General features: G+C 62.6%; 8 protein-coding genes. 2 read left to right on the top strand and 6 right to left on the bottom strand.

Going from position 1 to position 13,404, the window contains the following annotated elements; translation table 11 throughout:
* A complete protein-coding gene (locus EYS42_RS13710; RefSeq protein ID WP_280960187.1) occupies positions 1–165 on the top strand; it encodes an integrase core domain-containing protein in 165 nt (54 codons plus the stop codon).
* A 364-nt stretch (positions 166–529) separates the two neighbouring features.
* Here the strand turns inward: EYS42_RS13710 and EYS42_RS13705 are convergent, their stop codons facing one another.
* From EYS42_RS13705 to ubiA, 3 genes are all read right to left on the bottom strand, one after another.
* Entirely contained in the window at positions 530–2,950 is a 2,421-nt protein-coding gene (locus tag EYS42_RS13705) for an RHS repeat domain-containing protein (protein WP_165456787.1), read from the bottom strand.
* Between the two features lie 35 nt (positions 2,951–2,985).
* Positions 2,986–4,902 (bottom strand): RHS repeat domain-containing protein, encoded by a 1,917-nt coding sequence (locus EYS42_RS13700; RefSeq protein ID WP_165456786.1) that lies wholly within the window; start codon positions 4,900–4,902, stop codon positions 2,986–2,988.
* Between the two features lie 733 nt (positions 4,903–5,635).
* Entirely contained in the window at positions 5,636–6,532 is an 897-nt protein-coding gene (gene ubiA, locus EYS42_RS13695; RefSeq protein ID WP_245503642.1) for a 4-hydroxybenzoate octaprenyltransferase, read from the bottom strand.
* 79 nt (positions 6,533–6,611) lie between these two features.
* Here ubiA and EYS42_RS13690 point away from each other — a divergent pair, with 79 nt between their 5' ends.
* Complete coding sequence (locus tag EYS42_RS13690; protein ID WP_165456785.1) at positions 6,612–7,343, top strand: SapC family protein; 732 nt, start codon at positions 6,612–6,614, stop codon at positions 7,341–7,343.
* A 104-nt stretch (positions 7,344–7,447) separates the two neighbouring features.
* Here the strand turns inward: EYS42_RS13690 and EYS42_RS13685 are convergent, their stop codons facing one another.
* Genes EYS42_RS13685 through EYS42_RS13675 form a run of 3 tightly spaced genes read right to left on the bottom strand, consistent with a single transcriptional unit; the run spans position 7,448 to position 13,358 of the window.
* Entirely contained in the window at positions 7,448–8,914 is a 1,467-nt protein-coding gene (locus EYS42_RS13685) for an efflux transporter outer membrane subunit (protein WP_342635526.1), read from the bottom strand.
* Positions 8,915–8,964: 50 nt separating this feature from the next.
* Complete coding sequence (locus EYS42_RS13680) at positions 8,965–12,111, bottom strand: efflux RND transporter permease subunit (protein WP_130968743.1); 3,147 nt, start codon at positions 12,109–12,111, stop codon at positions 8,965–8,967.
* A 17-nt stretch (positions 12,112–12,128) separates the two neighbouring features.
* On the bottom strand, positions 12,129–13,358 hold the full coding sequence (locus EYS42_RS13675; protein WP_130968742.1) for an efflux RND transporter periplasmic adaptor subunit: 1,230 nt from the start codon (positions 13,356–13,358) through the stop codon (positions 12,129–12,131).
* Between the last annotated feature and the right edge of the window lie 46 nt (positions 13,359–13,404).

The raw sequence follows: 13,404 nt of genomic DNA, 5'->3' as shown, positions 1-13,404 counted from the left end.
GTGATCAGAACGCTCAAAGACCAGTGCGTGCACCGCCACCGGTTCGAAACCCTGCAGCACGCCAGCCGCGTGATCGCAGACTGGATCGGCTTTTACAACCACCGGCGCCCTCACCAGGCGCTGGGCATGAAGACCCCCGCTGAGGCTTATGCTTTGGCAGCCTGACCTGTGCAGAAACCGCTGGGTCAATACACGAGGACAAGGGCAAGAAGCCGACCTCATCGAAGCGCAAGACGTAAAACAACAGGGGCCGCTTCGCGGCCCCTGTTACTTCCATGCAGTCACGTTTATCAACGCTTGGTTAAATGCCAAGAAACCCAACAAACGCTTGCTCCAACAAACAGAACGAATCCTATGAAGCACAGCCTCTTTCCATAGGGATCATACTTTTCGGAATCCAGCCACCACCAAAAGGCCCAACTGAACCCACTTTTTCGTCGGGACTCTTCATCAATGATGTGGTCCCTGGCAATAAAACCCAGAACTGCATAGGCAATCCCCAGCAGAGTCCCCACGACAAAAAAAGTCATCAATTGAACAGCCCTCCCATGTCCACCGAGGGCACAAATGGAACGCCAATATGGGGGCCAATCTTTATACAAAACCTTCCATCATTCTTTATGGAGGGGCCGATGAACAGCCCGCCAGCACGCTCCGGAAGAGGAAGGCCAGGCGGCTGGAAAGGATTGGCTTTATCGCACTTTTCCGGCGGTGGATCACATATCTCGATACCCCCGCCAAGCGTCAATTCGGCACTCAATTGAGCACTTACATCATTAGGTCCGCTGGATACACACCCCAAGCCCACACAACCGAAGAAAGACCAACTGGGCGGCCTTCGATGGGCCGCGCCATTGCCTCGTCTCAGCCCATTTGCATCGACATAGCTCAGTGGGTTGCCGCCTACATATGCGTACGTGTTCAGCCCGCCCTCCAACCCGATGGGATCGGATTGCAGATACCGCCCCGTAGCAGGGTTGTACTGCCGATAGTGGTTGAAGTAGGTGCCCGTCTCGCGGTCAAAGTACTGCCCAGGCATCCTCAAATTCATCACGAACCGCACCTGCCCACGCGGCGCGTCAATCGGCATGGTCGAGCCAAAGGCATCATTGGCCAGCGGGCTCCAGTTCCAGCGAGACACCTTGGCCGCATCGGTCACCAGCCTCGGCGTGTTCAAGTGGTCGGCGTGCACGTAGTACACCGTCGGAGCATTGAAGCTGTCGATGGGTTGCTCGGGGTTGGCACCAGCCACAATTGCCACCGGAATGTCGTCCAGCCAGATGTACTCTCGTTTGACCTTGCGCGTGACGGCGTCAACCTCAGCCAGCAGGTGCCCCGCTTCGTCATGGTAATAGTAGGTGTCTGTGCCGCCCACTTCAGGTGCCGGGGTCACGGTCACCCCTTGTGCATTGGTGAAGCTGCTGCCGGTTTTGCGAATGCGGTTGCCAAAGTGGTTGTATTGGTAGGTGTACAAACCACCAGGCCCTTGGGTTTGCGCCATTCTGGGAAATGGCAAGGTGGTGCGCTGGTCATAGATGAAGCGCACAGCGCCCACTGGCGCCCCGGGGTCTTGGGTGATGTTGCCGTGCGGGTCATGCACCACGGCTTGCGCTGAGGTTTGCCCGGGCAACTGCACGGTTTGGATGCGGTTGCTGTCGGGCGCCACGGTGTATGAGGTCTGGGCATTGATCGCCTGCCGGGTCAGGCGATTGCCATTGGCGTCGTAGCTGTATGCAAACAAGGGCATGCCATCGAGCGCATGTCCGACCAGGCGATTTTGGTCGTCATGGTCAAAAACAGCTGTCGACCAGGTGCCTGTGTAGCGGTCAATCGCTTGAATTCTCCCGGCCTCGTCATAACTGAGCGAATGCAAACCGTACAGTGACTGCGCTGTCTGACCACGCCCTAGCGTGTATGTCACGATGCGACCAGCGTCGTCGTAGTCACGCACGTAGCGCTGACCTGAGTTGGCGCCAAACACCCAGCCCGTGACCGCGTGGGTGGCGGTTTCGACGCCCAAGGTTCGGTACGTGATGCTGCTCAGCACGGGCACAGTACTGCTGGCGCCAGGGTTGAGCAACGAGACGCCGCTGACACGGCCAAAGCTGTCGCGCGCAAGAACCACCCGGCGACCAGAGGGATAAGTGATGGTTTTCAATCGCCCGGCTCGAGCCCCCTCTGTGGCGCCCCCCCAGGTGTACGTGATGGCGTCACCAGCCGTCAATTGGGCTGTGTTGGGCTGCACACAAGTTGAGGGCGCCGTGCTTTGCGTCTGACAACGAGACAGCAAACGCCCCAAGGGGTCGTACCGCATCAACACCTGACTTTGAGCACCCTTGCCAAACACGTACTCAGTGACCCGGGTCAATCGGCCTTTGCCATAGTTCTCGCTGCCGGCAACGGTGCTGAATTCGTCATAACGAAACTGGGTGTAGCCCACCTGGTCGTCTTGCCTGAGCAAGCGGCCAAGTTTGTCATATTGAGCCAATTGGTAGATTGACTCGTCGGTCTTGCCGCGCTCTGCCATCAGACCCAGGTTGTTTTCAACCGTCACCAGCTCACCGGTGTCTGGGCTGCGCTGCGTGAGGTCATTGAACCCGGAATAGGTGTACGTGGTGGTGTTCTGTCGGGGGTCAGACACGCTGACCAATCGCCCCAACCCGTCATAAGCGTATGAGACGCTGCCCTCGGTAGCTTCTGGGGCTGGCGCTGGCAGCGTGACCTTTTTGAGGCGGCTCAATGCGTCGTATTGATTGCGCGTGACCACACCGCGGCCGTCGTGTACGGCCGTGACGTTGCCGACCGGGTCGTACTCCAACACGGTTTGCCCCGCGCGCTGCTCAGGTGTGAGTTGCTGCTGCGCCTGAACAGGCGAGCCCAAACTCAACAGATACACCATGGACGACATGGCACACACGAACCCCTGCGGGCGCTGTTGCTTGTGTTTCATCTGTTGGCCCACCTGTTTCGTATTATTTTGTTTCGTCATTGCGTGCCCGCCTTGACCGTCCACAGCCTGTTGAGGTTGTCGTAGGTTTTGGCCACTTTCACCAACAACTGGCCGCTGCTGTCGCTGACAGCCTCGTCGGTTCGGTTGCCCGCTTTGTCATAGGTGTATGACACGCGATTGCCCAAAGCGTCGGTGATGCTGGTCAGGCGATGGGCGTCGTCGTACGCGTAGCTCAAAGTGACATTGCCTGGCTGAGTGACGCTTTTGAGAAGCCCTGTGGGCCAGTACTCCATGCTGGTGGTATAGCCCAATGTGGTCGATTGCTTGATGCGCCCGCGCTCGTCGTACAGCATTGTGGTCACGATGCCGTTGGGGTCCTTCATCTCAAGGGGCAAGCCACGTGCGTCGTAACGCGTGTACTCGGTGACATGGCCCATGGCGTTGGTTTGCTTCCACACGTCACCCAAAGTGTGGCCGGTCGCTGCATTGGATTGATAGGCCAGCGTGGTGGTGTTGCCCGCCTCATCTGTACTGGTCAGCAGCTTGCCAAACTGGCTGTAGGTGTACGTACGAGTGCGGCTGGCAACGGCCGTGTCCACAGGGGCGGCCAAGCCCAACCATCCATTGGCATCGGTGGTGGCCTGAACCACTTCTTTGCACAACACTGCAATGGGCTGACCGTCAGGCAACACTGCCTCGGCGGGTGCGCAACTGGCTTTTTGACCGCCGCTGAAGGGGTCAGGCTGACCGTTGTAAACCCATGTGCTCAGCCTGAAAGGCTCAGCACGGCGGGTTTCGAGGCGCCACTGAGGGTGCCACTCTGTACTGATCTTGCGTGCTTCGGCAGGCAGGCCTGAAGCGCTTGGGGCTGCCAATGCTTCAATGCACGAATTGCCGTTGACGCCACCTTTCAGGCCTTCGATGCGGGTGGTGGGCCATGTGGCAGCGGCATCGGCATAACCAAAACAGGTGCGAATGCCGTTGAAATCATCGGTCGAGATTTGACGCCCCGACGAACTTTCATGAGCAATCGCACTTGTGCTGGCACCGCACCCTGAACCCTCGGCCTGGCTGCGGGCGCCGATTCGCAATTGCCCCTGGACACTTGCGCCAGGAGCACCCGACCTCACCACAGAAACGCGAAAGTCCGTAGCGTGCCCCGAAGGTTGCGTCACACGTACGCCCTCAGGTGCGGACCACTCTTTGTAACGCCAAACTGTGCGATTGGGATGGTCGATCACCTCCCTTACCGACGCCACTGGAGGTCTTTTGTAATCGATCTCATGTCGCTCAACCCCACCAGCGTGTTCCGTGCTTTTCGCCCACCCCTCTGGCGCATAGGTGAATGTTGCATATCGCCGCCCGTTCTCATCCAACACGCCAGTCAGCGCCCACCATTGAAGAGCGTTAGGGCTGTCATATAAAAAGGTTCGTTTTTGGCCATCCTGCCAAGTGACCGCCACCAGATTCTGCGCAGATCCATACTCAAAGATAATCGATTTACCGTTAGGATCTTTGATTCGTGACAGCACGACATCACCTTCAGCGGTTTTGATGTAGGCCAGACCAACCGACCTCCCTGTCGAGTCCTTCAACAAAATTAGTCTATTTGCGTCTGGCGCATCTTGGCTTGGCGTACTTCCCGAACTGTAAGTCGCCTCGATCCAGTATCCGTCCGCATGCTGAGTGCGCTTCAAACGCCCAGCATTATCATAAAGCCAAAAATTCCTTCCCTGCAGATCTGTAATACGCCAGCCATCCTCTGCTTTAGCAATCAATAGGCGCTCAAAATCCAAAAATGACCACTGCCCATTTGAAAAAGTTGCCGTAGCGAACGTACCATCGCCTTTTGGCCACAATATGGTGCCGCTTTGGGGGGATTGGGCATAAGTGCCACCGAAAATCAGGTCACGATGAACAGAACTCCACCAGAGGGGGCCAGCCTGACCCATGATCGCGGGTGATTCCCCAGGCAATACACCGTATGAGCCTTCTGCAACTGCGGGGGCAACAGCACCTGAAAGCCCCCATGGGGACCGAGCCGTGTCATATGTCAATTTGAAGTCCAAGTACCCCAAGGCCACGCCTAGCGAAACGGGTTGAACCTTTGTACCAGTGAGTGCTCGAATTGGATTTCCTGAGCTATCGCACCGATCAGGGTCAGAATCTGTGTCTTTGACGCCATAACATTGACCAGAGCGAAGATCACCGACCCAGCGTTGCCCCATTGAGCACAGCGACTTGCAAACCGACGACCCACTAGATTGATCTAAACCAAAGCCTATCGGACAAATCCTGTCTTCTCCAGTAACCCTCATCAACAACACATCAGGGGGATCTTTTTTATTGCACTGAATGTCAAAAACGTACCATCCAATGGTGCCCGTTGACGTGACAATATCTCCCAGCGAACCGCCCACTCTTGCGCAATCTTGGCTGAGTTGAGCGGATCGTTGAGACATCACCTCGCCCACCGACTCGCAAGCAGAGTCACCCACTAGGTTGTAAACGCTTTTTGCCTTGACAGAGCACTGCCCGCTCGCGCACGACTGTGATCCAGAAGTAGGCGTACTCCTCCATACAAACTTGTCTTGACAAGCAGCTGATGCCCAGCCGGACGCAAAAAACAGGCTTATTAACAGAAGCATTCTCATTCTGTGTCCTCCATCATTTTTTTTGATCGTACTACATTAAGCCAACGCTCCCAGTCAGCCCGCCCGGCAAGGCCGCCCACACGCCCGCGAACCAGGTGGCACCCAGCCAGTGGTTCATGCGGAAGGCTGCAAAGCATGATTCGCGGTCGCGGCCCCGGATCAGCCACACATGGCCCACGGCCTGCACAGCCGCCATGGTGATGCCGGCCCAGAAAGGCATGGCCAATCCGGCCATGTGCCCCACCTGGCTCCAGCACAGCAGGCTGACCATGTAGAACATGGCCACGCCGAAGACATCGGCCCGCCCCAGGGTGATGGCGCTGGTGCGGATGCCGATCTTCAGGTCGTCGTCGCGGTCGACCATGGCGTATTCGGTGTCGTAGGCCAGCACCCAGGCCACATTGCCCGCCACCAGCCACCAGGCCTCGGGCGGCACGTGGCCGCGCACCGCCGCATAAGCCATCGGGATGCCGAAGCTGAAGGCCAGCCCCAGCACGGCCTGCGGCATGGCCACCACGCGCTTGGCATAGGGGTAGGCCACGGCAATGGCCAGCGCCCCGAAGGACATGCCGATGGTCAGCGCATTGGTGGTCAGCACCAGCGCGAAGGCCAGCAAGGCCAGCACCACGGCCACGACCAGGGCTTCTTTCACGCCCAGGCGCCCCGAGGTGATGGGCCGCTCGGCCGTGCGCTTGACGTGCTTGTCGAACTCGCGGTCGGCGATGTCATTGACCGCGCAACCCGCCGAGCGCATGAGGATGGTGCCGCCTGTGAACACGGCCAGCAGGTGCCAGCCCGGGAAGCCGCCTGCAGCCAGCCACAGGGCCGCCAGCGTGGGCCACAACAACAGCAACCAGCCCTGCGGGCGGTTCCAGCGGATCAGGTCGAGGTAGAGCGAGAAGCGCTCACGCAAAGTCAGTGGTTTCACCCTCTGATTATCGCCAGAGCCGTCACACCGCGTTGGTATGCTGTGTGCTTTCCATCTCCGTCATTCAAGCAGGCCCGCCATGAAAACCATGCTGATCTACGACAAGCTCGTGCCCGTCAACCGCGAACAGCACCGCAGCCTGAAGATCAAGCCCAGCGCGCAGAACCTGTCGTTCGCCCGCGATCTCAACTCCATGCTGCTGGCCACCACCGAGCTGCCGCTGGCCGCGCTGGATTTCCCCTGTGTGTTCGTGGGCGAAGGCGACCAGCGCACGCTGGTGGCCATCGTCGGTCTGCGCGACAAGGAGAACCTGTTCCTGGACGACGCAGGTCGCTGGGAGCAGGGCACCTATGTGCCGGCTTTCGTGCGCCGCTACCCCTTCGTGCTGGCCCAGCCCGATGCGAACTCGCAAGAGCTGACCGTGTGCCTGGACGAGGCCTTTGACGGCTTCAACAGCGAAGAAGGTGAAGCCTTGTTCCAGGCCGATGGCCAGGACAGCGACTACCTCAAGCGCCTGCAGCAGTTCCTGCTGGACTTCCACAACGACATGGGCCGTACCGCCGCCTTCGCGCGCCAGCTGGTCGCCCTGGACCTGCTGGTCGAGCGCAACATCGACTTCCAGCTGGGCGAACAGCGCATGAACCTGCAAGGCATCCAGGTGGTCGATGAGAACAAGCTGCGCGCCCTGCCAGCCGACAAGGTGCAGGAGCTGTTCGCCTCGGGCGCCCTGGGCTTCATCCACGCCCACCTGCTGTCGCTGAACAACGTGAACAAGCTGGGCGCGCGCCTGATGCGCAAGCTGGCAAACTGAGCCTGACGCACCTGCAGCGGCAGTGCTCGCTGCCGCCATGAACAAGGGGCCCTTGCATGCATGCAGGGCCCCTTGTGGTTTCAGCGAGGAACAGGGTGCTGCTCTCAGGGTGTCGCTGGTGCCTCCAGCCCACCACCCAGGGCCTTGTACAAGCCGATGTGGGCTTGCTGGCGGGCCAGTTCGGTGCTGATCAGGCTTTGCTGCGCGGCAAACAGGCTGCGCTGTGCGTCCAGCAGGTCCAGCTGGCTGGCCACGCCGGTGCGGTAGCGCAGGGCCGACAACCTGAAGCGTGCCGCTTCGGCTTCGACCTGAGCCTGCTGAGCCTGCACCTGGTCACCGTAGGTGCTGCGGCTGACCAGGGCGTCAGACACCTCGCGGAAGGCGGTCTGGATGGCCTTGTCGTACTGGGCCACCGCCGCATCGCGCTTGAGCTCGGACACCTGCACGTTGGCGGCACTGCGGCCCATGTCGAAAATGGGGGCCGTGAGGTTGCCCGCAAAACTCCAGGCCGTGCGACCGTCGGTGAACAGGCCTTCCAGCGAATTGCTGGCCACGCCGGCACTGGCCGTGAGTGCGATGCGCGGGAAGCGTGCCGCACGCGCCGCACCGATGTTGGCATTGGCCGCCTTGAGCAGCTGCTCGGCCTGCACGATGTCGGGCCGCTTGAGCAGCACCTCAGACGGCAGCCCGACCGGCAGCGCACTCAGGCTGGGCCAGAGCTTGCGCGCGTCGATGATGGGCGCTGCGGCTTCGGCGTCGCCCTCGGTGCTCAGGCGCAAGGTCGGCACCAGAGGGGCCCACTGTGGCTGCAGCGGTTGGCCCAGCAACAAGGTCATGGCATTGGCATCGAGCTGCACGGCGCGCCTGAATTGCGCCACGGCGATGCGGGCCTGCTCCACGGCCGATTGGGCGGTGCGCAGGTCCAGCTCATTGAGCACGCCCTGATCGAACTTCAGCTGCTGCAGCTTGAGGGTGGCTTCGCGGGTGCGCAGGGTCTGCTCGGCCAGGGCCAGTTGCCACTGGTCGGCCCACCACTGGTAGTAGCCATGGGCCACCGACGCCACCAGGCTGATCTGCACGGTCTTGCGGGCCTCTTCAGTGGCCAGGAACTGAGCCGATGCAGCCTCGCTCAGGGCGGCCACGAGGCCGAACAGGTCCAGCTCGAAGGCCGAAATGCTCAAGCCACCGGTGGCCGTGGTGCCCACGGCGTAAGGTGCGGTGCTGCCCGGCTGCCGGGTGCCGTTCAGCGCCGCATTGACTGTGGGCAACTGGTCGGCACGGGCGATCTGCCAGGCCGCACGGGCCTGGTCGATGTTGAGCACGGCCACGCGCAGGTCGCGGTTCTGGGCCAGGGCGGCCTCGATCAAGGCCTGCAGCCGCTCGTCGGCGAAGTACTGGCGCCAGGTCAGGGAAGCCGGTGCAGCCGCCGGTGTGCCAGCGGTCTGCGCAGCGGCTCCGTCGGGCCACTGGGCGGCCACGGGCAGGGTGCGCTCGGGCATCACGGGCACCATGGAGCAACCGGCCATCAGGGCCGAGGCCAGCACGGCCAGGGACACAGAACGCAGGGGCACAGAAGGCAGGCTCACGTGCGGGACGGCCGCAACGGTACGGGGGGTGCAATTCATGCCTTCACCTCTTGAGATGGTTGCGTCTGGGCTTCGAGCTGGGCCGGTGTGGGCTTGTAGGGCACGAACTTGCGCACCACCACGAAGAACACGGGCACGAACAGCACCGCCAGCACGGTGGCCGTGACCATGCCGCTGAGCACGCCCGTGCCGATGGCACGCTGGGCTGCCGAACTGGCGCCCGAGGCGATGTACAGCGGCACCACGCCCAGGATGAAGGCCAGCGAGGTCATGATGATCGGGCGGAACCGCAGGCGGCAGGCTTCCAGCGTCGCTTCGAACAGACCCTTGCCCTGCTCTTGCAGCTCCTTGGCGAACTCGATGATCAGGATGGCGTTCTTGGCCGACAAGCCGATGATGGTGATCAGACCCACCTTGAAGAAGATGTCGTTGTTCATGCCGCGCAGGGTGACGCCAGCCAGCGAACCCAGGATGCCCAGGGGCACCACCAGCAGCACGGCCACCGGGATGACCCAGCTTTCGTACAAGGCCGCCAGGCACAGGAACACCGCCAGCAGCGAGAACACCAGCAAGGCCGTGGCTTGCGAGCCCGACAGCTTTTCTTCGCGCGACAGACCCGTCCATTCGATGCCGATGCCAGGGGGAAGTTGTGCCGCCAGCTTTTCCATCTCGGCCATAGCCTGACCGGTGGAGAAGCCCGCTGCCGCATCGCCCGCAATGCGCATGGCTGGGTAGCCGTTGTAGCGCACCGCCTGCATCTGGCCCGTGATCCAGCGGGTCTTGACAAAGGTGGACAAGGGAATGCTCTGACCGGCGTTGTTGACCACAGTCAGCGCCAGGATGTCTTCCGGACGGGACCGCGCCTGGGCGTCGGCCTGCACCACCACACGCTGCAGACGGCCCTGGTTGGGGAAGTCGTTCACGTAGCTGGAGCCCAGTGCGGTCGACAAGGTGGCACTGATGGTGTCCATGCCCACGCCCAGGGCCTGGGCCTTGTCACGGTCGATGTCGATCTGCAGCTGGGGGGCGTCCTCCAGGCCATCGGGCCGCAAGCCGGTCACCACCTTGCTCTGCGCGGCCATGCCCAGCATCTGGTTGCGTGCAGCCAGCAGGGCTTCGTGGCCCACACCGGCGCGGTCTTGCAGACGCAAGGCAAAGCCCGTGGCGTTGCCCAGCTCGCGGATGGCGGGCGGGTTCAGCGGGAAGATGAAGGCGTCCTTGACGCCCATGAGGGCGCCGAAGGCCTTGCCTGCCACGGAAGCGGCGTCCTGGCCAGGGCCCTTGCGCTCATCCCAGGGCTTGAGGGTGACGAAGCCCAGGGCGGCGTTCTGGCCCGTGCCCGAAAAGCTGAAGCCCACCACGCCCACGATCGATTCGACCTCGGGCTGGGCCAGGAAGTACTGCTCGACCTGCTGCACCACCTGCTCGGTGCGGCCGTTGGTGGCGCCCGGCGGCAGCTGGATGTTGACGATCAGGTTGCCCTGGTCTTCATTGGGCAAGAAGGCCGAGGGCAGGCGGGCGTACATGTAGCCCACGCCCAGCAGCAGCACGGCGTACACGATCAGCACACGGCCACCGCGCTTGACCAGGCCTTGCACCCAGCCGCCATAGCCTTCCGTGAGGCCATCGAAGCGGCGGTTGAACCAGCCGAAGAAGCCCTTTTGCGTGTGGTGGTCGACCTGCACCGGCTTGAGCAGGGTGGCGCACAAGGCCGGCGTGAAGGTCAGGGCCAGGAAGGCCGAGAACACGATGGACACAGCCATCGACAGCGAGAACTGGCGGTAGATGTTGCCCACCGAACCGGCAAAGAAGGCCATGGGCAGGAACACCGCCACCAGCACCACCGTGATGCCGATGACGGCGCCACTGATCTGCTGCATGGCCTTGACCGTGGCCTGGCGGGGCGACAACCCTTCCTTGGCCATCAGGCGCTCGACGTTTTCGACCACCACGATGGCGTCGTCGACCAGGATGCCGATGGCCAGCACCAGACCGAACATGGTCAGCACGTTGATGGAGTAGCCTGCGGCCAGCATGACCCCGAAGGTGCCCAGCAAGGCCACCGGCACCACCAGGGCCGGGATCAGGGTGTAGCGCCAGTTCTGCAGGAACAGGTACATCACGGCGAACACCAGCACCATGGCTTCCAGCAGCGTGTGCACGACCTGTTCGATCGACAACTTCACGAAGCCCGAGGTGTCGTAAGGCACGTTGTAGGTCACGCCTTCAGGGAAGAACTTCTGAAGCTCGGCCAGGCGGTCCTTGGCGGCCTGCGCAGCGGCCATGGCATTGGCTGTGGGCGAGAGCTGCAGGCCCATGCCCACGGCGTTCTGGCCATTCAGGCGTGCGTAGGTGCCGTAAGTCTGCGCACCCAGCTCGATGCGGGCCACGTCACGCAGACGCACCACCGAACCATCGGTCTTGGTGCGCAGGGCGATGTTGCCAAATTGCTCGACGCTGGCCAGCTGACCGCTGACCACCACGGTGGCCGACATGGTCTGGCTGCTCAGATTCGGCCGGTCACCGATGGCGCCCGCCGGCACCAGGGCGTTCTGCGCCCGGATGGCGGTGTTCACATCGGCGGGCGACAGGTTGTAGGCCACGAGCTTGGCCGGGTCCAGCCAGATGCGCATGGCACGCTCGGTGCCGAACAGCTGCACCTGCCCGATGCCGCTGACGCGCTGCAGTTCCGGCACCAGGTTGCGCGAGGCGTAGTCGCCCAGCGCAATCGGGTCATAGGCCGGGTTCTTGGACGACAGCATCACGAACATCAGGAAGTTGCTGCGTGATTTCTCGACCTTCACCCCCTGCTGGGTCACGGCAGCAGGCAAGCGAGGCGTGGCGCGCGCCAGGCGGTTCTGCACCTCCACCTGGGCCAGTTCCACGTTGGTGCCCGGCTCGAAGGTGACGGTGATCTGCCCGGTGCCGTTGGCCTGGCTGACCGATTCCATGTAGGCCAGATTGGGGGCGCCGTTGAGCTCCAGCTCGATGACGCTGATGACGGATTCATCGAGCGTCTTGGCCGACGCGCCCGGGTAGGTGGCGCTGATGACGATGGACGGCGGCGCCACATTGGGGTACTGCGCCACGGGCAACTGCCGAATGGCGACGGCACCGAGCACCGCGATGAACAAGGCGATCACCCACGCAAAGATGGGCCGATCGATGAAGAACTTGGACATGGTTCAGAACCCCCTGGTCAGCGCGCGGCGGCCGAAGCGGAAGATGCCGCAGAAGCATCAGGCACAGCCGCCTGCACCGCAGCGGGCGGGGCCCAGGGCACGGCCTTCACGGGCGTCTTGGGCCGGATCTTCTGGAAGCCTTCGACCACCACCTGCTCGCCAGCCTTCAGGCCCGACAACACCACCCACTGGTTGCCGATGGCACCGCCGAGCTGCACGGGGCGCGGGGTCACATTGCCCTGCGGGTCGACCACCAGCACGGTGTCGCCCGTGGCGCCACGTGTGACGGCCTGCTGGGGCAGCATCAGCCCACCGCCCACCTGGGCTGCCGCGGTGCGCACACGCACGTACAAGCCAGGCAGCAATGCGCCCTTGGGGTTGGGGATCTCGGCGCGCAGGCTCACCTGCCCTGATGTGGCGTCCACACTCAGGTCGGTGAACAGCAGCTTGCCGGCGATCGGGTACTCGGTGCCATCGTCCAGCACCACGCGCACCTGGGCGGCCTGCTGGCTGGCCTTGAGCTGCCCGCTGCCCAGGGCCTGCTTGAGCTTGAGGGCTTCGTTGGCCGACTGGGTGAAGTTCACGTACAGCGGGTCGATCTGCTGGATGGTGGCCAGCTGGGTGGCTTCGCCCTGCCCCACCAGCGCGCCTTCGGTCACCAGCGAGCGACCGATGCGACCGCTGATGGGGGCGGTGATGTTGGCGTAACCCAGGTTGATCTGGGCCGTGCGCACCGCGGCCTTGCCCGAAGCCACATCGGCCTGGGCCTGGCGCTGGGCCACCTGGGCATTGAGGAACTCTTGCGGGCTGATGGCCTTGGCCGCCGCCAGGGGCTGGTAACGCTCGACCAGGGCCGTGGCCTGGGCCAGGTTGGCTTCGGCCTTGGACAGCGCGGCCTGGGCCGTCTGCAAAGCCGCGTCGTAGGTGGCGGTGTCCAGTCGGTACAACGGCTGCCCAGCCTTCACGTCGCTGCCTTCGGCGAACACGCGTTGCTGCACCACGGCCGGCACCCGGGCCCGCACCTGGGCCACGCGGGAGGCCTCCAGCCGGCCGGGCAGTTCCTGCACCAGCGGCACATCTTGCGGCTGCACCGTCACCACGGCCACTTCGGGCGGCGGAGGCGCCTTGCCGGGCTGGCCCTGGGCCACGCCATCGCTGCAGGCCTGCAGCATCACCAGGCTGGCCGCAGCCAGGGTCACCGCGCTCCAGCGCAGCACGTTCGAATCAGGAATACGGGACAGTGACATGCTCACCTCGAAGATATTTGCTCAGTCAACCTTTGGGTGCACTATA

Source organism: Aquabacterium lacunae, from assembly GCF_004310865.1.
In the GTDB taxonomy this organism is placed as follows: Bacteria; Pseudomonadota; Gammaproteobacteria; order Burkholderiales; family Burkholderiaceae_C; genus Aquabacterium; species Aquabacterium lacunae.
Note: the sequence above shows the minus strand (reverse complement) of the source record. Positions and strands in the feature narration are given on the sequence as shown.

What these genes read in the sequence shown, in the direction of transcription:
- EYS42_RS13690 (WP_165456785.1), top strand. Translation starts at nt 6,612, where the DNA reads ATGAAAACCATGCTGATCTACGACAAGCTCGTGCCCGTCAACCGCGAA.
- EYS42_RS13680 (WP_130968743.1), bottom strand. Translation starts at nt 12,111, where the DNA reads ATGTCCAAGTTCTTCATCGATCGGCCCATCTTTGCGTGGGTGATCGCC.
- EYS42_RS13705 (WP_165456787.1), bottom strand. Translation starts at nt 2,950, where the DNA reads ATGAAACACAAGCAACAGCGCCCGCAGGGGTTCGTGTGTGCCATGTCG.
- EYS42_RS13700 (WP_165456786.1), bottom strand. Translation starts at nt 4,902, where the DNA reads ATGGGTCAGGCTGGCCCCCTCTGGTGGAGTTCTGTTCATCGTGACCTG.
- EYS42_RS13675 (WP_130968742.1), bottom strand. Translation starts at nt 13,358, where the DNA reads ATGTCACTGTCCCGTATTCCTGATTCGAACGTGCTGCGCTGGAGCGCG.